Source organism: Calyptranema fuscum S582 (assembly GCF_055793305.1).
The window spans coordinates 1-26,089 of the sequence record NZ_JBSLYH010000032.1; the positions used below are offsets into that span (position 1 = coordinate 1).

Below are 26,089 nucleotides of genomic sequence, written 5' to 3' on the forward strand. Positions count from 1 at the left end.
TGCGTGGGGGCACCGCCCCCACCCCCCTGATGTCCTAACTGGATTGTGTAGAGCTATAGATAGAAGAAATTTGCAGAAAAATTGATAAAAGTGCGATCATTTCTCCGTTCCACCTTATACTTGAGAACCATCTACACCGAAACTGTGTTCTCTGCATTCTTCATCGGCTTGCATCAACATCTAACAGTTAATTAGGGCAGACAGCCCCTTGTCTTTACTCCAGATTTGATGCAATATCGGAGGAATTCCTGGGTTTCCAGAATGCCCTTACATTAATATGAAAAGCCTGATTCCAAATTTTGTGCTACTTGCGCAGCTTGCGGCGCAGAGGTTTGGGGTTTTATGTTTAACTGTGGTTAGTTAGGGTGACCGATCAAATACAACTCGAAGATGTATGTGCAACAGCATGGCGACGCCAGGCTAATGACGATAGATCTGCGGATTTATTAAATCACCGATCCCCAACTCATAACCCGTTCACTTAATGATTAGTCCAACTTATTTTTAGTCCAAATTTATTTTTTAGACTGAATCAATTGGGATTAAATAGTAAGTTCTTAAAATACGGCGCATTTCATATTAATGAGATAAAAGGGGGGATGAGGGCTTCACCCCCAGCCACAGGTTCCACCGCCTCATAGACTGTCGGAATCTGCTGGATACAGGGCTAGTGTTGTCAGCGCTGAAATTTTGCAATATATGGGTTTGAGGGTTATAGTCCTAAACTGGATGATGAACCTCTTGACCCCTCTTCAACAATTTAATTGTGTACTACTACATTTAAGCGGGTGAAGTGATGACTGCCATTCTCAAACCATCTAGACAAGAGTTGATGCGCTCTAGAAATCCTAATCCCATCGCTTCGTTACCCAATACCAACCGATCGCGTTATCAAAAGCAGCATCAGAACCAGTCTCTACCGTCATCGCCTCGCCATCGCTCCCAATCAGTCAGTGTTCTACCCAATCTGCAAACCACTCCTGCTTGGGTTAAGGCACTGGTTTTGGCACAACGGGGATCAACGATCGCCACATTTTGTCTGGTGTCTGGAGCTTTAGCGGTCTACAGTTGGACGGTGTATTCCCAAACATTTTGGGGTAGAGAATATAGCCATCTAGAGCAATTGCAAAAAAATCAGCGGCAACTCACGGAAGCCAATGAAGCCCTGAAAAATCAAATTGCTCAGCAGGCAGAAACACCAGACGCCGGATTGGTGTTACCTGATGCCAATAACACTATTTTCTTGCAAGCTGCACCCGATCGCCCGCTGCGTCCTGATCCCACCACGTCAGTCATCGCCCCCACACCCCTAACGATGCCCATGGGATACTAGTGTTGCGACCACAAATTTTGCGCTGCCATCATGCCCAGTCCTCCTCCGCCCCCCGGTTCTCATCGTGTGATCTCCATCGCCCAGGCAAGACGACGAAAATCATCGGATAGACGAGGACAGCCTGCGATGCGTAAAACTCATGCCGGAGCGACCGCTGGATCGGCAACTGGGTTTGCATCACGACAGCGATCGCCGGGTTCTCGTCCGCCCAGTCGCCGTCGTCGAGTGCCAGTGCAACCCTCTCGGTTTCGCCTGGTCTTGGTCTGGATGATTTTGTTAGCTGCGTTGCTGGGGTTGGCGATTAATTTATTTCGCTTGCAAGTAGTTGATGCTGACTTTCTCCAACGTCAAGCCCAGCAACAACAGGTTGTTAGCCTCAAACCATTTGTGCCGCGTCGCCCGATTATTGATCGCCTGGGGAATGTATTGGCGATCGATCGCCCTGCCTTTTCTCTCTATGCTCACCCTGTGTTGTTTGAAAAAACATCTAACGAAATTGCAGCGGCGATCGCGCCTCTGGTCAATCGACCCGTTGCCGATCTGATTACCCTGTTTAGTACGGGCGATTCCGGTCTGGAAGTAGAATACTCGTTGCCCGAAAATGCTGCAAACCGGATTCGAGCGTTGGGGATCAGTGGGTTAGAACTGGTGGGGCATCAGCAGCGATTTTATCCGCAGCAAGATTTATTCGCGAATATCCTTGGCTATGTCGATATTGACCAGCAGGGGCAGGCGGGAATTGAATCGACCCTGCAAGACCAGCTCAAACGGACTGTGGCAGATGTTGAGGTCAGTCGTACGGGAGACGGCAGCCTTTTGCCCGATCGGGTGACAGATGATTTCTTGCAGGGAGATGATCTGCAATTGCAACTGTCTCTTGATAGCCGGATGCAACGATCGGCGCGATCGCAGTTGAAACAACAGCTCGAACGCTATCAGGCAAAACGAGGGACGGTCATGGTGATGGATGTCAATGACGGCTCCATCCGCGTGCTGGTTAGCGAACCATCCTATGATGCCAATCGCTATAACCAGGCAGACTATAAACTCTTTCGTAACTGGGCTGTTAGCGATTTATATGAACCGGGATCAACCTTTAAACCCATCAATGTGGCGATCGCCCTGGAAGATGGTGCGGTGACACCCGATGATGTCTTTTACGACGAGGGTGAAATTTATGTCGGTGGTTGGCCGATCAAAAACTTTGACTATCAAGAAAGAGGCGGACGCGGCAACCAGACGGTCACTCAAATCATTCAAAACTCTAGCAACGTCGGCATGGTGCATATCATGCATCAGGTGAAGCCCGATGTTTATTATCACTGGCTAGAAAAAATTGGTATTGACAAGCCCACTGAAGTTGATCTGCCCTCCGAAGCAACCGGACAACTTAAAGACTTTGACCAGTTTACCGAGGCTCCGGTTGAGCCAGCGACCACTGCCTTTGGGCAAGGTTTTGCGTTGACCCCTGTCAAACTCTTGCAACTCCATGCCAGTCTGGCAAATGGGGGTAGATTGGTCACGCCCCATGTGGTTGAGGGTCTGGTCGGGCGCAATGGAACGGTTGCCTGGCGACCGAATCTGCCGATGCCGAGTCCCATTTTCTCGATCGAGACGACCCAAAAAGTCATCAAGATGATGGAGACGGTGGTTCAAGATGGCACTGGAAAAGTGGCTCAAATCCCTGGCTATCAGATTGCCGGTAAAACGGGCACGGCACAAAAAGCCGACCCGAATGGGGGTTACATGGATCGGGCAAGAATTACCAGCTTTGTCAGCATTCTCCCGGCGGATGCACCGCGCTATGTGACATTGGTGGTGGTCGATGAGCCTCAAGGGGATGATGCCTACGGTTCAACTGTTGCGGCTCCGGTTGCCAAAGCGGTGATGGAGGCACTGATTGGTGCGGAACGTATTTTGCCCTCTGAACCGATTGAGCATAATTTAGAACAACTGAATCAACTGCCCATCGAGCCTGAACCCGAAATGACAGATATCGAGAATAGCGATGAGGGACAATCGGCAGAAGCAGACGGTCAACACTGGGAAGACTCCTCAGACACAGGAGATGGCTTCTATGACGACGGCTCTGCGGCTGCGGATGACTATTATTATGACGATGCGAACAGGTGATTGATGAATTCTTATGCCCTCTTCAGCCAGTCGTTGTGCCAGCGGGTCAGTGATGGCGTAATGGTGCCGATCGTCAGCAGTAGAGCGTCGGCTGCTTTGCAACTGGTATTGCTTTTGCCCCAATTGGGCGATTTCGATAGTCTGGAATATGCCTGGTGGGTACAACGCCACGCCGAATGGTTGCAAGCGGGGGGTGTCGCTGTTGCGGCGATTGGCATTGGCGATCGCACCTCTGGGGAGCAATTTTGTAGCTATACGGGGTTCCCGTCCGATCGCCTCTGGGTAGACCCCACTGCTGCCCTGCACCAAAAACTCGACCTCTATCCAGGGTTATCCCTGAAGCTACCGGGGTTATCGCCGGCTCAAAATGCCGGGTTTAATCTCTTGCTGATGTGTGCCGGGATCGGTAGCCCTGGAACGTTGGCTGAAGTGTTTCGCGGCTATCGAGGCGATCGCCAGGCACCTCAACTAATTGATGACGAAGAAACGATTCGAGCCATGCCGTTGCCACCAATCAAAGGGTCATTCTTCCGCTGGGCAGGGGGCACAGGGTTTCAACGACCGTTTGAACTGGCAACGCTACGACTGCGCAATATGGCAGAAGTATTGGGGCATTGGAAAACCTACGTCCCCGATGCGGCGTATCTGACTCAGCGAGGAGCCACGTTCCTGTTCAATGCCGAGGGCGAGGTATTGTATGAGCATCGCGATCGCGCCATTCTTGGCTTTGCAGAAGATATGAGCAATCCGCTGTCATTTCTGGCTCAATTTGTATCTGTCCCCCGCCAGTAGTCTGTCATTTTTGCTAGTGGTATTCATGTCATGATTTTTTGTGGCGCGGGCGACGCCCGCGCCACAAAAAATCATTATTTTTTTAGGACTACCCACTTTTTATAGGAAGGGTGCAGCAGTGTAACACCGATTTAATGTGAAGCTGCGTCTTATTCAACCCCCGGCTGTCGCTGTCCCCCTTGCCAAGGGGGACTACAGGGGGTTCTAGTTTGGCGCAACTTCAAAGATTGGTTAACCCCTGTGTGTGGGCAATGCTTTTAGAAGGATGGGGGCGGACAATGTAGTGCAACACGGTGCTTCATGTTGTGCCTCAACCCATTACCCTTCTGCATCCATGCGTATAGCGCTGTGTCCCTCTGGTCTCAATTTGAGAAGTTCTTCCAGAGCTGCCAGCAATTTGACTCGAACGGATGCAATCTCAGTCCCTTTGATCTCGATCGTCCAGCCGACATTGACGCTAAAAAGGGGCGTTTGCACGCTGCCCATAACTCGATACTGCACGGTGTTAGCATCCTTTTCTGAGGCATCTTCTGAAGCATCGTTTTCTTGGGCATCAACGGCATATGTCCTGGGAAAAAGCTGTAATCCCTTAGCTTCAGTTTCTAGATAATGGGCGATCGCCTCACGCCCAACAATAGCAGCCTCAAATGGAGGATACAACACGCCATCCTCTGCAAATAGCTGCGCCGTTGCTTGGGCATTCTCTGTGTTGAGCGTGTCAAAATAACGTGAAATCAGAGTTGGAATGAAGGATTCTGCTTCGCTGAAGGCTGCACATTCAGATTGAGAATCAGCCGTATTAAATGGCGTGTCTGATGAAATAAACTGACCCATTATTAACATCTTGTGTAAGAAATAACTGCTCCTACACTACTGCTTTTAATTAAAGAAAATCAGCTACGTTAGGTAGATTTAAAACCTAACCAAAGTATTGGTATCAATAACTCTGACGACATATAAAGAATAAATTTCTGGCTCATTTTCTGGAGCAGTTTTAATTAGTAATCTACCTTTGGTTAGGTGGCGTAGTTCCATCTTCAGAATGGTTTGTTTACTTGCAAACATTTGTTAAGTTGCAGGGAATGAATTGAGGAAATACGCGTGACATTTACAACCACCGGATCAAATTCAACTTTAGTGACGGCGTTTCAAAATCTAACGGTTGACCAACAACTCGCGTTGTTCTGGTTCATTTATACCGAAATGGGAGAGTCGATCACGCCTGCGGCACCCGGAGCCAGCACTGCCTCCGCTCCGGTCGCAGAAGGGCTGTTCGAGCAGGTCAAAGGTATGTCTCAGGAAGAGCAATTGCAGGTTCAGCGCGATCTGGTGGCTCGCAAAAACAGCCTGATTTCGCGAGAATATGGCGCACTCAGCGACACCACCAAGTTGCTGTTCTGGTATCTCCTGGCAACAGGAATGGAAAACGGCATGGTCATTCCAGTTCCCGACGATTATGAGTTGAGCGACCAGGCTCAAAGCGTGTTCAACCAAATTAGACAGTTAGAGTTTAATCAGCAGATCACGCTTTTCAGAGACATCGTTGCCCCGATGGGTGTAGATCCATCGGCAGCGCCCCACGATCGCGCAACGGGTTTATGAGAGCTGGAGAGCCTCGCGCAGCGAGGCTCCCGACACCTATACCCTGTTTGAGTTTTAAGTCGGCATCAAATTGTAGACGTTGCTAGTTCTGGGCATGAGGTGAATGGAAGCTGAAGGCTTCTATTCATCTCATGCCTTTACTTCGTCATGCGGGATTTTAGGGTTAACGATAGCCACGGCTTATGTAGTAACCGTTGAGACGGTTAAATCAGGAGGTTGTATGAGAACCCGCGCGGAGCGCGGGTTCTCATACAACCCTTGTCCCAATCAACTCTTTATTCTCTGGAAATCGGTATATCGAGCCACTTGCTGAGTTCTTGTGCCAGCCAGTCCAGTTCTAGATCGGTGAGGTGACTGCCTAATTCATATTTTTCGGTGCCGGCCCAGAGAATAAAGCGAGGTTTGATTTCGACGTGACGACGTAAACTCTGAGACCAGGTGAACGAGCAGGGTGTATAGATTAGTTTGTGGATGTGCTGTCGCTGTACAGGACGCCGAAAACTATATTCCATGGTATTGATGGCATAGGAGAGAGCAACGTGTTGGGAATTGATTCTTAAATGAGTTCGTACAAACAAGGCTTTTAAGACGTTCAGCAATGCCTCCGCTCCTATGCCCCAAAAGGGCAAGGAAAAAAGCGCAAAGACGATGCTGCCAGGTAGGGCACTCAATATCCCCGCCAGGAGAGAGGCATTCCAAATAATGGCAAAGCCTGCTGCATGGAGGGTTTCAGTTGTAAATCCAGCAGGGGGAACGGTGACGTTGAATTCATTCCTAGTTTGTCTTATCCATATCCTACAGCCTACTGGAGGGGTGAGGGCGTTGGCAGGCGATCGCACAGGCAGCGATCGCTCTGCTAATTCGTTTAAAGCGTCTTGGGCTGAGGTCAACCGTCGATCGAGACTGGGTTCGATCAGGTGATGCAACCAGCGAGTGAACCTGGGATTCAAGCTTACCGATGGCTTAAACTGAATTCGTAAATCCGCCTGGGGCAAATCAGCAGGATGCTGACCTGTGACTAGATAGACCAGGGTCGCTCCCAAACTATACAGATCAGAAGCCGGAACGGCGCGTCCACCAAACTGCTCGGGAGGCATATAGCCATAGGTGCCCACAACCGTGATGGTGCCACCTTCCCGTGCTGCCAGGGTTTGCACAGAGCCAAAATCGACTAAATAAACCTGTCCGATACTATGCCCCGAACGATTGGATAACAGAAGATTGCTGGGTTTAATGTCGCGATGGATGACGGGTGGTTGGCGATGATGCAGATAGGTGAGAATTTCTAATACGGCGATCGCCAATTCTTTGACCTCGGTAGGACTGAAGCTACGTCCGGCTTTGAGGTGATCTTCGAGCGATCGCGCCTCGATATAGGTTTGCACCAGAGCAAACCCTTTGCCTTCTACTTGATCGACTTCAAAATGATCGAGATAGCGGGGAATAGATGGATGGCATAGCGATTGTAGGGTTTCGGCTTCGCGTTCAAAGAGTTTTAAGTCATCCCATTCAAAATCGACATTAAACAACAGAATTTTAACAACCACCGGGGTTTGGGTTTGCAAATCTTGGGCTAAGAAAGTTCGCCGCCCTGCCCGCTTGCCCAACAGTCGTTGGATCTGGTAGCGATCGTTTAAAACCAGGTTGGCAAAATTATCTGGCGATTGGCGTTCCATCGAAATTCGTTGAATAATAGATTGATCTAGCCCGGTTACGGTCTATGCAATATCTATCGAAATTCGCAATGGCGTGACGTGGGAGTCGTTTTGTGAGAGAGCCGCGCTCTGCGTGGCTCTCTCACAAAACCCGTAATCTATCCCGGCGCAAAGCGCTATAAACAAGCCATGTCTGAGAAAGCAACGCCTGAGAAAGCAATACCTAAGCAAGCAATGTCTGAGAAACCAACCTCTGAAACAGCAACACAGTTCGGTCCTGGCTTTCTGCCGACGTTTTTATATTACTTTTCTAGCACAGCGCTGATTTTCTCTCTGGTTGTCATGCAGGGATTAAACATTGGGTTTGATAGTGGCGTTCCCCAACAAACCGGGATATTGGCAGGGCTGCTAGCTGGCTTGTTGGGGGCATATGCCAACCGCACCACCACATTAACGTTGCCGTATACCCATAAAAATCAAAAGCAGCAACTGATTGCCCGAATCGAGACGGTGTTATCCGACAAAGGCTATCAGTCTCACGAACAGGTTGAAGAGATTTCAGTTTATGAGCGATCGGCGATCGCCAAGTACCTATCCGGGAAGATTTTTGTGCATGTAGAGGCGAACCAGATCACCCTTGCCGGACGTGCCAGCCAGATACGTGGTCTACGGAAACAATTGACCTAGAACCTGACATAAAACCGTTAAGCCTGCGTCATAAGGTTGACAAATTCACTGTCTAAGCTAAAAACAAGTCGGTACATGAATTGTTTTGCTTAGGTATTGTCCATGCAATTAGATCACCGCAACACCAGCGATCGCACCTCTGATTCAGACGCCCTGTCGGCTGAGTTTCTCACACCTCACACCCCATCACCGCGCTCCTCACTGCTTCAGCGGGCGGGTACGTCAGTGGCATTGGTGTTGATGGGCGCGGGAATTGCTACGGCAGGGTCATACGTTGTCTGGCACCGCAATTCTGTGCCGTCCCAAACTCCTCCACCCGTTGCAGTGGAACAACCTGCAATGTCACCCGCCCCCGTTGCTGCTGCGGTTCCGCCCATTCCAACCTCGTCCTCGTCCAATTTTGTGCAAGATGTCGTGAAACGGGTGGGACCGTCAGTAGTTCGCATCGATGCGTCGCGTACGGTGACGCGTTCGGCTCCCCAAGTGTTTAATGACCCGTTCTTTAGGCAATTTTTTGGCGATCAGGTACCTTCGTCGCCGACTCAACCTTCCCAGCAGATTGAACGGGGGGTCGGGTCGGGCTTCATTTCGACAGCAGATGGACGGATTATTACCAACGCCCATGTGGTAGATGGTGCCGATACGGTGCAGGTAACGCTGCAAGACGGGCGCACGTTCCAGGGGCGAGTGATGGGAACTGACCCTGTAACCGATGTTGCTGTGGTAAAAATCGAGGCGACACAGTTACCCACCGTTGCCATCAGCAATTCAGATGCGATCGAGCCAGGAGAATGGGCGATCGCTATTGGTAATCCTTTAGGGCTGGATAGCACTGTGACAGTGGGAATTATTAGTGCCACGGGTCGGTCGAGCGGACAGGTTGGCGTTCCCGATAAACGGGTAGATTTCATTCAAACCGATGCGGCTATCAACCCCGGCAACTCTGGGGGTCCCCTGCTCAATGCGGAGGGGCAAGTCATTGGCATGAATACTGCCATTATTCAAAGGGCACAGGGCTTGGGCTTTGCCATTCCCATTAACACCGTGCAGCGCATTGCCGACCAATTGGCTAGCAATGGCAATGTTGAACACGCCTATCTGGGCGTGCAAATGGTGACTTTGACCCCAGAAGTGAAACGACAGATCAATGGCGACCCCAATAGTGGTCTGAGCGTCGATCAAGACAATGGGGTTTTAGTCGTGCGAGTCATCCCCAATTCACCTGCTGCACAGGCGGGAATGCGATCGGGCGATGTGATTGAGAAAGTAAATAATCAAGACATTGCCACCGCCGATGATTTACAAAAACTCGTCGAAGCTAGCCAGGTGGGCAGCAATCTTCAGGTTACGCTTAAGCGCAATGGTCAGGAGTTGACGCTGTCGGTGAAACCCGGCGCTTTTCCAACGACACCTCAAGAAAATTAGGGCTTAATTTAATTATGAAATTGGGTGTGAGCGCCGCGCTCTGCGCGGCACTCACACCCAATTTCATAACCCTAAAACCTCGGAGGTTTAATCTCCTCTGTCAGCCTAGATCCAGCAGCCGAGAGGCTGGTTGAACGGGGTGCAGGGGTAGAATCCCTGGCTGGGGCGCAGCTCCACCCCCCTATCCTCCTAACCATCTACTCAATGGCTATAAATGTTGATTAAGCGCCAAAGACGTAGAATTCGAGCAGAAATCGTCAGTATCAGTCAGTATCAGTAGAGTTTGACCCGATCTGCCAGTGCGATCGTAGGACAGTCCCGATAACTGTTCTAAGGTGTCCTCCACACTGAGCGATCGCCATCTAGACACAAAAATGGGCAAAACTGCTTCTATTCCATACGAATCAGGCATTGTTCTGCATTTAAGCATCAGCTAAGACAAAATTTGCCTTGGCACACTTGAAAAACTTTAATAAGCTTTGCGCTACTTGCTAATCTGCTTGGGAAGATGGATATTGGCTACTAAAAAGGAAAAGCAGTCAATCATCCAACACTGCCTCCGTCAAGGGGAGAATTCTCAACATGATCAGGAAACATCAAGCAGCTCTTACAGGGTTATTGCTAGCAACATATCTCGTGGGTGGTCTACCGATCGCTAACGCCGGAGAATCTGATGCAGTGGCGATCGCTGTCAAACAGACATCCTCTCCCTCTACCCCCTCAACCACTCCTACCAATCGCCTCAATGGCACATCCTGGAGACTGTCCTTCTGGGAAGGACCGGATGCCCTCAATAGTTTGGTAGACGATACAGAAATTACGGCTGATTTTGTTGGCAGTGCGATCACCGGATCGTCCAGTTGCAACCGTTACAGCTCGTCTTATCAGGTGAATGGTGCGGGTCTAACGGTGAACCGGGCAACCACGACCACCAGCGCTCGTTGTACGCGCCGAGTGCGTCGCCAAGAAAGCCGATATCTGGAAGCTTTACAAGGCGCACAAAGTTATCAGATCAACAGCAGAGGCGAACTAGAAATTATTTATAGAACCCGACGTGGTCCGGGTCGGTTGACCTTCCGGCAAGCCCCTCGACAACTCAGCCTGGAAGGAACCACCTGGACGATCGCCACCTGGACGGGCACAGGCGCGCCCAGTCGGTTAATTACTACCAGCCCGATTACGGCTGAATTTACCCGTGATGGCGTCAGTGGGTCTGCCAGCTGTAACCGCTATCGCTCGACCTATCGCACCAGTGGCATTAGCTTAACGGTTGATACAGTTGCGGCAACACGGATAGGCTGCGCTGAAGACATCATGCGGCAAGAAACGGCGTTTATTAATGCCTTAGAAAGCGCTCAGACCTACGAGATTGCCAGCAACGGTCAACTCCAAATTGCTTATAGAACCAGTCAGGGGACTGGCGTTTTAACCTTCAATTCGGGTCTGCCAGCGACAAACAATCCCCCTCCCGGTGCTGAACGGGTCATCTACGTGGCACCCCAAACGGTGCGATGCTATGGGGGAACGCAGCAAGATTGTTTACAAATTCGCGATCGCACGTCTGATCCATGGGCAGTGTTCTACGGCACGATTGAAGGGTTTACCTATAGAGCCGGGTACACCTACCAATTGCGGGTATCAGAAACCAGGGTGACTAACCCGCCTGCGGGCGCGCCTGCAACGCGGTTAACGCTGGTTGAAATTGTCAGCCAAACGCCGGTAGGCTCGACCGACAATCCGCCTCCTGCCACGACTCAGACGGGTGTCTTAAGAGCGTCTACTCCAGATGCGTTGATTAACATCCGCTCTCAGCCCACCACCGAATCCGAAATTGTTGATTATGGTCAAGTGGGCGATCGCGTGCAAGTATTGCGATCGAGCCGAGGACGTGATGGCAACCTCTGGTACAACATCCGGGTGACAAGCACCTCTGTAGAAGGATGGGTGCGCGAAGATCTGATTACTATATCGGGCACGACCACACCGCCGGGTACGGGAACAGACAGCTCGTTGCAATCCTTGCCAGTGGTTAGCGGCATCGATGTCAGCCAGGTGCAATATGTGCGGGCAGAAACGACAGCGAATGCAGCGTTAGAACGAGCCATCTTACGCGAACTGCCGGGGTATCAGTATGGGGCAGATGAACCCGTTTCGCGCGCCGTGCGGTATTTCTACAATCAGGTAGATCTAAACGGCGATAACACGCGGGAAGTGATTGTCTATCTGGTGGGTTCTTATACCTGTGGCACGGGTGGATGCACTGCTCTGATCTTCCAACCCAGCGGCTCTGACTATCGCTTGATTTCAGAACTGACGGGTGTTAGTAACCCCATTGTGGTGAGCGAACAGCGCACCCAGGGGTGGAATGATTTGATTGTCTATGTATCGGGTGGGGGGTCTCAGGGCGCTTATCATGTCTTGAAATATACCGGACGCCGCTATCCAGACAATGCCTCGGTAGAACCGACGGTAGCAGCCAATACCCGGATTACGGGCAGAGCCTTTGTTGCCGATCGCACATCCGCGACGACTACATCAGATTCTGTATTGCAGTCGAGATAGCCTGTTCACGTTTATGTGAAACACACCGATGTGAAACAGTGATGGTTCGTGCCCGACGGGCACGAACCATCCAACACCAGTTTCTAACGGTGCTTCAAGACCTCCGAGGTTTGAAAACCTCGGAGGTCTAACATTCCGCAGCCATCTGCACCGGAGTGTTGACAAAGCACTAAAGGCTTTTAGCCTTTGTCATTATGGGATAGGGCGTGGGCTTCGCCCACGCCCTATCCCATTCAATTAGAATCAAGGCTTTTAGCCTTTGCCGTTGCCATTACTCGACTTTGCCAGCACCCGTTCCATCACCTTTTCAGGCACTTCCTGGAGGTGGTCAAACTGCCAGCGGAAAAAGCCAACGCCCATGGTGAGCGATCGCAATTCTACGATCAGGTCGTGCATTTCAGCTTGAGGAATTTGGGCTTGCACTTCATCCCAGCCGCGCCAGTTGGGTTTGGCATCATACCCCAGGATCTGACCTCGACGACCGCTCACCAGCCGCAGAGCGCTGGAGGTATAGTCGGTCGGAACGGAAATGGCGATCGCCAAAATCGGTTCTAACAATTGTGGTTCGCATTGCAACATCCCCTCCTGCATTGCCAGACGAGCGGCTTGCCTGAAGGCTTGTTCGGAACTATCTACCGAGTGATACGAGCCATCTTTCAGCGTCACTGCCACATCGACTACCGGGAAACCCAATGGACCTGTGACCAGATATTCCCGCACTCCCATCTCGACACCGGGAATATATTGTCGAGGCACAACACCCCCGACAATCGTTTCACTGAAGTTAAACCCTTCCCCGCGTGGCAGCGGTTTGATTTCCAGATAGACATCGCCAAATTGTCCATGACCGCCGGTTTGGTGCTTATAGCGACCATGCACTTTGGGGGCTGTCTTGCGAATCGTTTCTTTGTAAGGAATTTGGGGTAGGTGGGTGCTCATGGGCAGATTGTATTTCCGCCGCAGCCGATCCAATGCAACTTGCAGGTGAATATCGCCCTGCCCCCACAAAATCACTTCATGGGTATCGCCATGCTGCTCCCAAAAGAGCGAGGGATCTTCTTCCATCAATTTGCTCATAGCGCTGCTGAGTTTCACCTCATCACTGCGCTTCTCAGGGGCGATCGCCAACGCGAACACGGGATTGATATGTTCTGCTTTGGGCAACAATGCCACCAGTTGCGCATCGTTGCTGAGCGTATCTCCGGTTTTAATGCCATCCAGCCGACCCAGTGCCACAATGCTTCCGGCTTGCGCTTCACTCAAGCTCTGTTGCTGTTGTCCCATGAGTTGATACAATCCACCAACCCGCACGCCATTCAGCATTACACCATCGGTAAGTGTGCCCTGCCAAACGCGAACCAGGGAGATCTTGCCACCCTGGGGGGTGTAGTACGTTTTTAGAACTTGGGCAAGCGGTGTGTCTGTATCTAACGCAATGCCTCGCCGTTCAGTTGTAATTTCAGGTTCAGGTGCTTCCCGCAGCAACGCATTCAGTAACGGGCGCACACCAAAATCTTGATCGGCTACACCGATGAAGACGGGCACAATCAAGTCTGCCCCAAGTTCCATCTTCAAGTCAGCCAGGATTTCTTCTTCGGGTGGGTTGATATCTTCCAGCAACTCTTCTAACAAGTGATCGTCAAAGTCTGCCAGAGTTTCCAGCATTTCGGCACGCGCGGCATGTTCTGCCTCACGCAATTCTTCGGGGAGGGGAACTGGGTCGGCAGGCGCACCGGGATGATAGTGATAGGCTTGCTCATTCACCAGGTCAATAAAGCCAGTGATCTGTTCGCCTTGCCCAATGGGATATTGGTGCAGCACCAGAGGACGACTGGAAACTTGCTTGAGTGCTTGCAGAATATCGGCAAAGTTGTCGTGGGCGCGATCCATCTTGTTGATGAACACAAGGTGGGGGATTTCCCAATCATCTAAAAATTGAAACAGCGGAGCCAACGTAAGGACACGGGCGCTATCGGGTTCGCACACGACCACAGCGGCATCGACGCCCACCAGAGCATTGTAAGTTTCTTGGGCAAATTCTACGGAACCGGGACAATCTACAAATGTAAAACGAATGCCGCCGTACTCAGTACTGGCGGCATTCACTTCCACACCCATCTGGCGATCGCGGGCTTCATTCGAGCTATCTCCCACTGTGTTGCGCTCGGTTACTTTACCTTTGCGGGAGATGGCGGCGGTGACAGACAAAATGCTTTCCAACAGCGTTGTTTTGCCACTGAGATAAGGACCCACAATCGCCACGTTTCGTGAGCCAGATAAGACTTTTTCGTTCATAAAACATTCCTCGCCTTTGAGACTGAGCTATGAGTTGCTATTAGCGTTAAGCCATTTGCTATGCGCCAGTAGCGATTAGCGATCAGTAACTAGCTATCAACAACCCGGTATCGCCATCTGTTTGAAATACCCATGGTTTGCAGAACCCATAGGGTTAGAAGAAAATCTGCAATTGCAGCCTGATCCTGTGTCAGGCAATCACCCTATTTCCTGAGACAAAATCAATGGGCGATCGCTGTTATTTGAACTGAATTCAGCGAATGAAATAGCGATAGAGCTGATTCATCATGGTTGGCTAATCACTGATTGCTGAGATTAAAAAGCAATCCTAACTGCTAGAAGAGCCACCAGGCAAAACATTAGCAACGCTAGTCTCAATTTGACTTTTATGGAAGTCATACATGAGTTCTGTCTAGTGGCTTAACTTTAGAGTACCGTGTCCTTCCCTCGACAACGATCTCTGGCAAGGAAAGTTTATGTCACTAAGTTTCTTTGATTTCTTGTTACAGTATGAAACACATTTGAGCAGGTTTTGTTACTGAGACGTGTCGCTTCAATTAACCCCAATCGTTTAGTTTTGCGATCGCGGCGTTATGACCCTGACAACAATAAATAGTTAGTTCTAACTCCGTTTGTGTTGCCCTAAATATGGGGGCTTAGCATTTGGGTCAAGATTTTCGAGATCGATCCAAGGATTTTTTACCAAATGCTAAGCCCCTACAAGAGGGTCAAAATTTTCGAGAGCGATCCGAGGATTTTTTACCAAATGCTAAGTCCCTACAGGATTGGATGACGCCGACATAATATCCATCAGACATCCGAATCAGAAAGATTACAGCGGCTAAATGAACATAAAAGAATCGGGTGGGTATAACTGACCGCTTCACAGAAACTTTACCCAATTCAAACAGTCCTGCTAAGGTAGGGGTGCAGAGTGAATCGAATCAACTCGATCGCATCATCCATGGTTTAAGGGGTAGCGCTGCCATTGCCAGTCTAATTTTTATCGAGAGTTTTATTCTGATTCTCTAATCTGCTGGTGTAACTATGTAGTGTCTTCTGTTTTAAAAGCCCCCGTTCATCATGAATTTAATTAACTCTGTTTTCCTTCCGTCCGATGGACGAAGGAGCGGGACTGGTCTTGCCTTCCCGCATCCTCCGGTGCAGACTAATTCTGAGAACGAACTAAGACTTTGGGATGATGATGTCGGCGAGGGGTGTGCAACCCTGCCATCGACCTCCAGTTTTGTGACGGCAATTTTCCCGTCTAAAAGCGCGTCTCAAACCTGGCTGATGTTGACGACGTTACTGCTGGCAGGGGCGATCGCCCCCAAAGCAGCTTGGGGTCAGTCGATCACGCCCAGTCAAGATGGCACCCAGACGATCATCATCCGCCATGGCGATCGCTTCAACATCAGCGGCGGGCGACGGTCGGGCAATGGTGCCAACCTGTTTCATAGCTTCGACGAGTTTGGGTTACGGCGCAACGAAATCGCCAACTTCCAATCCAGCCCAGAGATTCACAACATTCTGGCGCGGGTGACGGGAGGGGATGCCTCGATTATCAATGGCTTGCTGCGGGTCAGCGGCGGCGACAGCAATTTATATCTGATGAATCCGGCAGGCATTATTTTTGGACGCACCGCCCGTCTGGATTTGCCTGCATCTTTTACGGCAACAACTGCCACAGGCATCGGGTTGGGCGATCGCTGGTTTTATGCCACAGGTGGTAACGCTTACACGGCTCTGGTCGGCACCCCTAGCGGCTTTAGCTTTGCCACACCGGAAGCAGGAGCCGTCCTCAATGCCGGAATCTTATCGGTACCGGCGGGTGAACATCTGACCCTATTGGGCGGCACGGTTGTGAACACAGGCACGATCTCGACGGCAGGTGGAGACGTTACTATTGCTGCCGTGCCGGGAGCCAGCCGGGTGCGGATTCGTCAACAGGGGATGATCCTGGGATTGGAACTGGAGCGGGGGACGGAGGTCAGGGAGCCGGGAAGAGAGGATGGGGGGCGGAGCGTTAGCGGCAGTAGGGCTATACCGTTTACGCCGATGTCATTGCCGGAGCTATTGACGGGGGGCGGATTAGAGCGGGCAACGCGGGTTCTGGTGAATCCGGATGGCTCGATTCATCTGGCAGGTGATGGAACGGCGATCGCCGCTGATCCCGGTACCACGATCGCGTCTGGTACCGTTGATACGTCACAGACGAGTTCTAGCCAAGCTGCGTTATCTTCTACTACCCAGACCGGCGGCACTGCGCAGATCTTGGGCGATCGCATTGCCTTGATGGAAGCCAATATTAATGCCACAGGCACCCGTGGCGGCGGCACGATTTTGGTAGGGGGTGATTATCGGGGTGAGGGAACAACACCCACAGCCACTCACACCTATGTCAGCCCAACCTCAACCCTGAATGCCGATGCCTTAGAACACGGAGATGGAGGACGAATTATTGTCTGGTCAGATGTATCGTCTTACGTTCACGGCACTCTTAGCGCCAGAGGGGGGGCAGCATCGGGTGATGGTGGATTAGTAGAAACCAGTAGTCGTCAGGGGTTGGCGGTGACAACGGCGGCTGATGTTTCGGCTCCAGCGGGGACTGCTGGCATCTGGTTGATCGATCCGCACAACATCACCATTGGGGCAGGTGCGCCTGTGGTACCGGGTCCTCCCTTTACCGCGATCGCTGATGATTCTTTCTTACCGATTGCGACACTCCGGGCGGCATTAAGCGGTGGAGCCACGGTGATTGTCTCGACGGGAACGACCGGAACGCAACTGGGCGATATCACCCTGACTGATCCTTTAGATTTCGACGGCATTGGAGCCGGAACGCTGCGACTGGAAGCTGCCAACGACATCAACCTCAACAATGAAGTATTTGACTCTGCCCCTGGTGCCGACTCGCTCAATCTGTTTTTGCTTGCCGACAGCGATAGCAGTGGCGAAGGACAGCTGAATATTACTGACAACAATCCACTGGGGGCGAGTCGGTTAAATACAGGCGGCGGCGATATCACCGGGGTGGGCATCAGCCAGGGATTTGCCGGAATTCAGATCACGGGCGATATCCAATCGGATGCCACCAATGTGACACTGACCGGAACGGGGGCAACCCAGGGCATTGTTGTATCGGGTGGAACCCTGAGTCTGACTGGCGATGGCGTTGTCAATTTGACCGGAACCGGGGGTGCCAGTGGCATCCAGGTGAATAATGGGTTTGTGGACTTTGGCGCGAGTCAGGTCACCCTCACCACTGACGAATTGGACTTGACCAATGTCGGCACTCTCCAGGGCACGGGCTCTTTCCTGATTCAACCGGCTACGGCTGGTCTGGATATTCGTCTGGGCGGAACAGGTGCCAGCGGCGGGTTGGATCTATCCACCGCAGAACTGAACCGTTTGCAAAATGGCTTTGGGGCAATTACCATCGGGCGGGCGGATGGTACAGGCGATATTACCCTGGGTGGCGATCTGACGGTGAATGATTCGTTGACGTTGCGATCGCCCAATGGCTCCATTGATACCACAGGCGGCAGTTTGACGGGAACGGGGAATGCTGCCTTGACGCTGCTGGCAAACCAGAGTATTACCACGGGCAACATCACCACCAACGGTCAAGCTATCACCCTGACGAGTGCCACTGGCAATATCGATACCTCTGCCGGAACCTTGCAGACGACCTCTGCCACCGATGCCGGGGCGATTACCTTACAATCTGCTAATGGCACCATTCGTACCGGCATATTGGATGCATCGTCAGTGAATGGCATAGGGGGAGCGATCGCATTCACGGCACTGGGTGCGATCGCCACCGATGATCTGCGCTTGGGTTCAGCCGCGGGACTGACCAGCGGCGCACTCAGCTTCAACACACCCGCAACCCTCGATCTTTCTCTCGCCACGCTGAGTGACAACGGAGCCAGGGTCAATATTGGCAACCTCACCCCCATCAGCAACATCGTTTTGCCGGTCAATACCTTGCGGTTGAATGGCGGCAGTTTTACCCTGGTGCGCAATGGCAGCCTCAGCCTCAGCGGCTCGGTCAACACCGGGGGCGGCAATTTTAGGATGACGACCACCAGCGGTAACCTGTCGTTTGATGGTGCAGTCAGTACAGCGGGCGGCAATTTTTTGCTGGCGAGTGCTGGAGCGGTAACGATTTCAGATCAGGTGGCTACGAACGGCGGCACGATTGACATTCAGGGCACTCGCATTACCACCAACAACCTCGATGCTGGCAGTCCTTTGGGAATCGGCGGCGGGATTAACCTGACAGCAACTCAATCTGCCATTCAAACGGGTGATCTGACCAGCAGTGGAGCCACAGGCAGTGCAATTTCTCTGACTGCCGTCACAACCATTACAACAGGGGCGATCGACTCCAGTGGCAGTGTTGGCGATGGCGGGGCAGTTTCCCTCGACCCCAGTGGCGATATCCAGGTCAGCTCGATCAATGCGCAGGGTGGCGATAGTGGCACCGGCGGCAACGTTGATATTACGACGGCTCGCTTTTTCCGGGCAACAGACAGCTTTAGCGATCGCAACGGTCTTCTAACGAGCATCTCCACTGCCGGTGGACTGGGTGGCGGTGCGATCACCATTCGCCATGGCGGCAACGGCATCACCCCCTTTGTCGTGGGCAGTGCTGTTAGCAATGGGACAACGGCTGCCATCAGTAGCGGTGACTTCAGTATCATCCCCGACCGCTCGTTTTTGAGAAGTTTCACCCTGGGTAACATTCGCATTATCACCACGGCAACGCCGACCCCGACGCCCACACCCACGCCGACGCCGACCCCGATTCCCACCCCAACTCCCACCCCGACGCCGACGCCGATCCCGACGCCGACCCCGTCACCGCCACCCCCGATCAGCTTCACCCCACCCCTTCTCTGCCCGACCGACTGTCCGGCAGAACTACCTCTGGAGCAACCGTTAACCTCTGATGTGTTGACGCTGGATCAGGCGCAGCAAATCTTGCGCCGAATTCAAGAACAGACGGGTATTACTCCGGCGATTCTCTATGTCAATTTCATGCCGACGGAATTGCCCATAGACCAGGATTTTCAACAGCGAGAGGCGAACTCGTTGCAGCAGGTCTATGACTATTTAGAACACCCCATCAGTCCGGGGAATTTAACCTTAAAGTTTGAGCCGCAAGCCAGTGATTCGTTGGAATTGCTCTTGGTCACCCCCCACGGAACACCTGTGCGCTATCGCCTACCTGGGGTCACCCGATCCACCGTCTTACCTGTCGTGCGGCAATTGTTGAGCGAGATCACCGATCGCACTCAACTGCGGACAACAAGTTACCTGGCTCCAGCCCAACAGCTTTACCAATGGATCGTCGCGCCCGTTGCCGCAGATTTACAAGAACGTCAGGTACAAAATATTGCGTTTGTTATGGATAATGGGTTACGTGCCCTACCCGTTGCTGCTCTTCATGATGGACACCAGTTTTTAGTCGAACAGTACAGCGTCGGTTTAATGCCCAGCCTCAGCCTCACGGATACGCGCTATGCAGACATCCGCGATCGCCAGGTTTTAGCGATGGGTGCATCAGAATTTGACCAGTTGCCTGACCTGCCAGCCGTTCCTACCGAACTGAACATCATTACCCAAACGCTCAGGGGTGGCGAAGAATTTTTGAACCCATCCTTTACCGTGGCGAATTTACGATCGCAACAGCAACAGACCCCATTTAGCATCGTCCATCTGGCGACCCACGGCCAATTTAACGGCAAACAAAACTCCTACCTTCAGTTTTGGGATCAACGGCTGACCTTAGATCAAATTCGGCAGTTGGGTCTGAACCAGCCACCTGTAGAATTGCTGGTTTTAAGTGCCTGTCGCACGGCTCTGGGTGACGATGAAGCCGAACTCGGCTTTGCCGGATTTGCTTTGCAAGCCGGAGTCAAAACCGTTTTGGCTAGCCTCTGGGCAGTCAGTGACGACGGCACATTGGGGTTGATGGCAGAGTTCTACCAACAATTACATGCTGCCCCGATCAAGGCAGAAGCCCTGCGACAAGCCCAACTTGCCATGCTGCATGGCGACGTGCGCATTGCCAATGGGCAGATTCACATATCTAGCGGTGCTCTACCTCTTGCGCCAGGATTGGCGTCTTTACAAAACACTAACCTATCCCATCCCTATTACTGGTCAGCCTTCACGCTGGTGGGTAGTCCGTGGTGAGTAGGACAGGAACCCGTCTGATAGCAACGCACGTAGAAACGCACTATCCCGCGTCTCAGGAGTTCAAAAAAGTAATTTCTTTATTGCGCGGGCGACATCCACGCAATAAAGAAATCACCACACGAAAACCCCTACCTGCGCCTCTACCAGATGCCTGACATTCTTAAAAAGAGGTTTTGAGCCATGAATTGGAAAATCGTTTTCGTTCCGTTAATGACGGTGATAATGGGTTTGACATCGGAATTGGTTGTATTCTCCCTGGGGTCAGGAGAGGCGATCGCCACCCCAACCAGTCCCGCTCAAGCCAATACTCGCAGTGTTCCCAGACGCCGGGTGCGTCGGGTCAACTTTAACCCACCCAATCGCGGCGCACCCCCGGCAACGGTGGGGTTGGGGAGTCGAAACGGTAGTTGTGTGGCGGCGAGTGAGCCACCCTTGAGTGCGGTCGTGCCCTTAAGTTTGGGCAGTTCGGCAGCGGTTGAATCGATTTCGTTGGAATATACAACCACCGACCATCCTACGTTTTTGGTCTATGTACCTGCCTACAGTTCTACCGCTCAGGTATTGTCGTTGCGATTAATGCAGATGATGCCGGATGGACAGGAAGCAGAACGCTATAGCCAATCATTTACCCTGCCAACAACTCCTGGAATTGTTAGCCTCAGCACGGCGGATGCTGGCTTACCGGCGCTACAAATAGGGCAACGCTATCATTGGTACGCGTCTCTGGTGTGTGGCTCGGTTGATCAATCCGGGAATGCGATCGCCGAAGGGTTGATTGAGCGGATCGAACCTGACTCAACCTTAGCCAGTCAACTGGCACAAGCAGATCCGTTCAATCGGGCAGCCCTGTATGGAGCAGCCGGTATTTGGCAAGATACGGTGTTCACACTGGCGGAGTTGCGTCGATCCCAGCCCCAGGACTCTGAGTTGCAAGCAACCTGGCACGATTTATTGACCTCCGTAGGATTAGATGCGATCGCCGACGCCCCCTTGCTAAACTGTTGTCAACCCCAGGACTAAGGCTCGTAGATTTCATAAAACCCACTTCTGTTGGAGAGCGACGGCTTTGCCGTCGCTCTCAAGCAGAATTACATCAAACATCGTGTTTTACACCAAATGATGGACAGCATTTGCTGCCCATCATTCCTGTTTTAGCCCACCCCTAAATGGGGCACATTGTGGTGATGCGAACCAAGCTCAAACACTCAATCTGGCAGATACTCTGGCAATGGCGCGGCGTATTGTTGGCTGCCCCCATGATCACCGGGTTGATTATTTTGATCCGTTTGACTGGGGTGCTGCAACCGCTGGAATGGGCAGCCTATGATCAATATTTTGGCTGGCGATCGCCAGCCCCCGCAGACCATCGCATTATCATCATTGGCGTAACCGAAGCAGATTTACAACGCTATCGAGTTCCGTTATCCGATGAGATTGTGGCAGAACTTTTGACCAAAATCAGAGAACAGCAACCCCGTGCGATTGGGTTAGATTTGTACCGCGATTTCCCAATTGAGCCAGGAGAAGCTGCCCTCAAGCGTGTCTTTCAGTCAACTCCCAATTTAATTGGCATCGAAAAAGTGATTGCCAATTCCGCCGGAACGACGATTCCAGGCGCTCCAGTGCTGTATGAGCTGGATCAAGTCGCTGCCAGTGATGCCATTGTTGATGCCGATGGCAGGGTCAGACGAGGGTTTTTGTATCTCCATACGCCTCCCCCTGACTCAAACGTGATTTTTGGTTTGGCGCAGCGTCTTGCATTTTTGTATCTGGAAGCCGAACAGATTTATCCCCAACAAACACCAGACGGCAACGTTGTCCTGGGCAAAGCCACCTTTGAGCCATTTTCTGGAAATGATGGAGCGTATATTCAGGCAGACGATACCGGATTTCAGGTGTTATTGAACTATCGGGGTCCGAAAGGCTTTTTTCAGACCCTTTCGGTCAGTGATGTGTTGGATCACCCCAGTCGCCTGGCAATTGTGCGCGATCGCATTGTGTTGATTGGCGCGGTTGCCGAAAGTACGAGCGACTATTACCCCACCCCGTTCAGTTCTCGCAAAGAGCGGGGCTTGCCCCAACTGATGCCAGGAGTTGAGATTAACGCCAATCTCACCAGTCAAATTCTCAATGCCGCCTTAGATGGGCAATCTGCCATCCATAGCTGGTCGGAACCGATGGAATGGGTGTGGATTTTGACCTGGGCAATCATTGGCTCAACGGCTGCATGGCAAAAACAATCTGCCAGTGCCTCGCTCAAAACCCGCTGGGGCACGACCAGTTTCAAAATTTTGCTGGCAGGGGCGATCTTAACGGGCATTAGCTATATCGCCTTTTTAAGAAACTGGTGGATTCCGATCATTCCCCCTTTGCTGGCGTTGCTCGGCTCAACTGTCGTGATCACGGGCTACATTGCCCAGATGGCAGCAGAAATCCGTAAAACCTTCGGGCGCTATCTCACCGATGAAGTCGTTACGAGTTTGCTAGAAACCCCAACCGGGCTGCAATTGGGTGGTGAAAAACGCAAAATTACCATCCTAATGAGTGATTTGAGAGGGTTCTCAGCCCTTTCAGAAAAATTGCCCCCGGAACAGGTGGTGCGGCTGCTCAATCACTATTTAGAAACGATGACCGAGGTTATCCGTCACTACGGGGGGCTGATTAACCAGGTGATTGGCGATGGCATGGTGATTTTCTTTGGGGCGCTGACGCAAAAGCCCGATGATGCCGAACGAGCCGTTGCCTGTGCAATCGCTATGCAACTCGCCATGGACGCGGTCAATCAGCAAAATAAAGCGATCGGGTTGCCGCTGCTAGAAGTTGGCATCGGCATCAACACCGGAGAAGTGATTGTCGGCAATATTGGCTCTCTGCGGCATTCTCAATTTACTGCCATTGGCAGTCACGTCAATCTGGCAGCACGGATTGAATCGGTAAGCGTGGGCGGACAGGTGTTGATTTCCCAATCCACGTTAGATGAAGTTGCTAACCTCCAGATTCACCAAAAAACCCAGGCTCGAATGAAGGGGATGCAACAGCCCATCACCCTCTACGAAGTCGGTAGCATCGGCGGCAAATACAATCTATCCCTGCCCGATCCCCAGTCCGAACTATTTCCCCTACCTCACGAAATTCCGATCTGGTACAAGTTGGTAGAGGGCAAGCAGATCGTGGGGCCGCCTATTCAAGCCAGTTTTGTCAAACTCTCGCTCAAAGGGGCTGAAGTCGTTTCTCATCAGGCGATCGCCCCGCTCACCAACCTGAAAATCAACTTGATGCCCTCCCTTGGTTCCGATGCCATCCAAGAGGATATCTATGCCAAGGTGGTCAACACCAAAATCGGTACAGTTGAAGGGTTTCGTGTTCGATTTACCAATATTTCACCCAAAATGGCAACCTACTTGCTCAGCCTGATCAATCAGCCGTCTAAGGGTTTACCCCCTGCCAATTCTCCACCCCCAACCCTTCCCATCTTGCCCGATGATTAGGCTGATGCAAAAACAGTTGCGAAATGCAGCGTTGCTGCATTTCGCAACTGTTTTTATCTGGGTTTTAAATCGGATAGATAAATTTCAAAGCGTCTTCTCGACTTCAGATTTCATCCGTTCCAGCGTAGTATGCATCTGGTCAAACATTTGCTGTGGGGTAACGCCAAACTGACCGAGTTGGGTTTTCAACTGTTCCATTGTCATTTGCGCCATGAAATCTTCTGATAACTCAAACCGCTTCATGAAGATGCGATACCGCGCCATCATCTCTTCCATTTGCGCGATAAAGAGTTTTTTACCTTCACGGTCAAACTTGCCATAGCCGTTTCCCAACTGCATCAGCGACTGATAGTCTTCAAACAGTTGCTTGGCTTCTTGCTGAACAATTTCAGAATCGAAGAATCCCATCGTTACCCCGTTCTTATTTGAACCCTCTATTGGTGAATGTTTAGCAGTTGACAGCGGCTGCTGAACTTAATCCTAATTCTAGTGCAGCTTGCTATCACCTTGAGGTGCGGGAATTGCGAATTGATTCTTCCCGACGATTGGTTCTGATTCGTAATTCTGTAATAAGAGCTTGCCATGGGGGCTGGCAATTTGGTACAAATGTACTAAACTATCGATAGGCAGATCTCGCAGCAGCGGTTTGAGCCGGTTCCAGAGTTCCTCAGGAGTTGATATGAAAGATTCGCAAGCCAGAATCCAGGCGATCCAGGAGCGGTTACAGGCAATTCATGCAGGTCAGGGTGCAGGGCAACAGACAATGTCATCCCCTCAGTCCTCACCCATGGTCGAACTCACGCCTCATAGTCGCCCTACGAATTCGACCCCTCTGGCATCGTCGCCCCTGGTCAATGACGTCGATGACTGGGAATCGCGATCGCCTCAGTCTGACTCTCCTCGACTGACCTCTTTAATGGAACCCCCGCCGAGAGACCCGTCTGAAACGGCTTACCCCAACTCTGGATTAACAGCTCAGGTGGAAACTCTGAGTCAACGGGCAAATGCCTATGTGCAGCAACGGCAACAACCCAGGTTTCAGCATCCGTTACCCCAACCAACTCAGTTTCAGTCCTCATCCGTTGCCCCAGCGTCGTCCTACCAGTGGCAGCAAGCCCAGCAACACCTGGAGCAGCGTAGAACAGAAATTTTGCAACGATTGGATGCCCAAGTCAACCACATCCATCAGCTTTCAACGGCACAGGAAACGGCGCTACACGATTTAAAGGCAATTGCCGACCGCGCCGAACACGATCTAAAAGCATTGGTGTTAGATGGCGAATTGCCGCCTTCGATGCAACTCCCCATACCCAGCCTGGAGCTAGAAACAGCAACTGTTCCCCATGTGCAAAAAGGGCAGGGGGGCAAATTTATTGTCACCGCTCGATCGGTGAACCTGTTGCAAGCCGAACATGATGCTGTTCTGATGGCTGAGTTATTGCGCAATCGCTCACAATCGGCTGACTATCGCACCCCGTTGCAACCCTCACCCCGACGACGACCCCGGCACCCAAGCTCTTACGACGATCCGCAGGCATGGCTGCGTTGGTTGCGCAAACAGGTGCAAGCGTGGGTACGGTTGCTCAATCCGCCTGCCCCTTCCTTAAAATCAGCTCCGGCGAAAGCATCCCGGTTGGGTCCTGCTCCCGCAGAATCGCCTGTTCCTCTAAGTTTGACGGTGCCAGAAGCACTGGTTTGGCTGATTGGGGCGATCGCCGCTCGCATAGGCATTAACATAGTTCTCCATGCATTTCCCTGGCTATGGTTTCCGGTGATTGGGTTGATTACCATTCCAGCGGCGATCGCTGTTTACAAAGCCACTACCTCTCCCCAGTCGGGGTTTATCTGGGGATGCCGTTTATTGCTGATGATGATAGGGTTATTGATCGGTGGGAGGTTGATGTGAA

At 51.7% G+C, this 26,089-nt stretch carries 17 protein-coding genes; 12 read left to right on the forward strand and 5 right to left on the reverse strand.

Annotation, left to right across the window (positions count from 1 at the left end; genetic code table 11):
* The first annotated feature begins 796 nt into the window (after positions 1 to 796).
* From ACR6Z4_RS20215 to ACR6Z4_RS20225, 3 genes are read left to right on the forward strand one after another with little or no spacing between them, the layout of a single operon-like run.
* Entirely contained in the window at positions 797 to 1,333 is a 537-nt protein-coding gene (locus tag ACR6Z4_RS20215) for a hypothetical protein (RefSeq protein WP_479719122.1), read from the forward strand.
* A gap of 30 nt (positions 1,334 to 1,363) precedes the next feature.
* Positions 1,364 to 3,466, forward strand: coding sequence for a peptidoglycan D,D-transpeptidase FtsI family protein (locus tag ACR6Z4_RS20220; protein ID WP_479719123.1), 2,103 nt, complete (start codon positions 1,364 to 1,366; stop codon positions 3,464 to 3,466).
* 3 nt (positions 3,467 to 3,469) lie between these two features.
* Positions 3,470 to 4,258, forward strand: a complete 789-nt coding sequence (locus tag ACR6Z4_RS20225; RefSeq protein ID WP_479719124.1) for a peroxiredoxin-like family protein — start codon at positions 3,470 to 3,472, stop codon at positions 4,256 to 4,258.
* Between the two features lie 318 nt (positions 4,259 to 4,576).
* Here ACR6Z4_RS20225 and ACR6Z4_RS20230 read toward each other — a convergent pair whose 3' ends face one another.
* Entirely contained in the window at positions 4,577 to 5,092 is a 516-nt protein-coding gene (locus tag ACR6Z4_RS20230) for a nuclear transport factor 2 family protein (RefSeq protein ID WP_479719125.1), read from the reverse strand.
* A 267-nt stretch (positions 5,093 to 5,359) separates the two neighbouring features.
* On the opposite strand from ACR6Z4_RS20230, the gene ACR6Z4_RS20235 reads away from it, so the two are divergent.
* Positions 5,360 to 5,860 carry an orange carotenoid protein N-terminal domain-containing protein gene (locus tag ACR6Z4_RS20235; protein ID WP_479719126.1) on the forward strand — a complete coding sequence of 167 codons (501 nt, stop codon included), beginning with the start codon at positions 5,360 to 5,362 and terminating at the stop codon, positions 5,858 to 5,860.
* A 275-nt stretch (positions 5,861 to 6,135) separates the two neighbouring features.
* On the opposite strand, the gene ACR6Z4_RS20240 is transcribed toward ACR6Z4_RS20235, so the two are convergent.
* Positions 6,136 to 7,536: a serine/threonine protein kinase gene (locus tag ACR6Z4_RS20240; RefSeq protein WP_479719127.1), complete on the reverse strand. Its 1,401-nt coding sequence runs from the start codon at positions 7,534 to 7,536 to the stop codon at positions 6,136 to 6,138.
* Between the two features lie 213 nt (positions 7,537 to 7,749).
* Between ACR6Z4_RS20240 and ACR6Z4_RS20245 the strand changes: the two genes are divergently transcribed.
* Together ACR6Z4_RS20245 and ACR6Z4_RS20250 are read left to right on the forward strand one after the other, a co-directional pair.
* On the forward strand, positions 7,750 to 8,202 hold the full coding sequence (locus ACR6Z4_RS20245; RefSeq protein ID WP_479719128.1) for a hypothetical protein: 453 nt from the start codon (positions 7,750 to 7,752) through the stop codon (positions 8,200 to 8,202).
* 102 nt (positions 8,203 to 8,304) lie between these two features.
* Positions 8,305 to 9,627 (forward strand): HhoA/HhoB/HtrA family serine endopeptidase, encoded by a 1,323-nt coding sequence (locus tag ACR6Z4_RS20250; RefSeq protein ID WP_479719129.1) that lies wholly within the window; start codon positions 8,305 to 8,307, stop codon positions 9,625 to 9,627.
* 208 nt (positions 9,628 to 9,835) lie between these two features.
* Here the strand turns inward: ACR6Z4_RS20250 and ACR6Z4_RS20255 are convergent, their stop codons facing one another.
* On the reverse strand, positions 9,836 to 10,039 hold the full coding sequence (locus tag ACR6Z4_RS20255) for a hypothetical protein (protein ID WP_479719130.1): 204 nt from the start codon (positions 10,037 to 10,039) through the stop codon (positions 9,836 to 9,838).
* A 170-nt stretch (positions 10,040 to 10,209) separates the two neighbouring features.
* Here ACR6Z4_RS20255 and ACR6Z4_RS20260 point away from each other — a divergent pair, with 170 nt between their 5' ends.
* Complete coding sequence (locus ACR6Z4_RS20260) at positions 10,210 to 12,189, forward strand: META domain-containing protein (protein ID WP_479719131.1); 1,980 nt, start codon at positions 10,210 to 10,212, stop codon at positions 12,187 to 12,189.
* A 252-nt stretch (positions 12,190 to 12,441) separates the two neighbouring features.
* Here ACR6Z4_RS20260 and ACR6Z4_RS20265 read toward each other — a convergent pair whose 3' ends face one another.
* Entirely contained in the window at positions 12,442 to 14,484 is a 2,043-nt protein-coding gene (locus tag ACR6Z4_RS20265) for an elongation factor G (protein WP_479719132.1), read from the reverse strand.
* An 864-nt stretch (positions 14,485 to 15,348) separates the two neighbouring features.
* Between ACR6Z4_RS20265 and ACR6Z4_RS20270 the strand changes: the two genes are divergently transcribed.
* From ACR6Z4_RS20270 to ACR6Z4_RS20285, 4 genes are all read left to right on the forward strand, one after another.
* A complete protein-coding gene (locus tag ACR6Z4_RS20270; protein ID WP_479719133.1) occupies positions 15,349 to 15,516 on the forward strand; it encodes a hypothetical protein in 168 nt (55 codons plus the stop codon).
* A 129-nt stretch (positions 15,517 to 15,645) separates the two neighbouring features.
* Positions 15,646 to 20,691: a CHAT domain-containing protein gene (locus ACR6Z4_RS20275; protein ID WP_479719134.1), complete on the forward strand. Its 5,046-nt coding sequence runs from the start codon at positions 15,646 to 15,648 to the stop codon at positions 20,689 to 20,691.
* 183 nt (positions 20,692 to 20,874) lie between these two features.
* The gene (locus tag ACR6Z4_RS20280) at positions 20,875 to 21,714 is read left to right on the forward strand and encodes a DUF928 domain-containing protein (RefSeq protein WP_479719135.1); all 840 of its coding nucleotides are present in this window, start codon (positions 20,875 to 20,877) and stop codon (positions 21,712 to 21,714) included.
* A 164-nt stretch (positions 21,715 to 21,878) separates the two neighbouring features.
* The gene (locus ACR6Z4_RS20285; RefSeq protein WP_479719195.1) at positions 21,879 to 24,182 is read left to right on the forward strand and encodes a CHASE2 domain-containing protein; all 2,304 of its coding nucleotides are present in this window, start codon (positions 21,879 to 21,881) and stop codon (positions 24,180 to 24,182) included.
* Positions 24,183 to 24,266: 84 nt separating this feature from the next.
* On the opposite strand, the gene ACR6Z4_RS20290 is transcribed toward ACR6Z4_RS20285, so the two are convergent.
* On the reverse strand, positions 24,267 to 24,590 hold the full coding sequence (locus ACR6Z4_RS20290; protein ID WP_479719136.1) for a DUF1825 family protein: 324 nt from the start codon (positions 24,588 to 24,590) through the stop codon (positions 24,267 to 24,269).
* A 271-nt stretch (positions 24,591 to 24,861) separates the two neighbouring features.
* On the opposite strand from ACR6Z4_RS20290, the gene ACR6Z4_RS20295 reads away from it, so the two are divergent.
* A complete protein-coding gene (locus ACR6Z4_RS20295) occupies positions 24,862 to 26,088 on the forward strand; it encodes a hypothetical protein (protein WP_479719137.1) in 1,227 nt (408 codons plus the stop codon).
* Position 26,089: the final 1 nt, after the last annotated feature.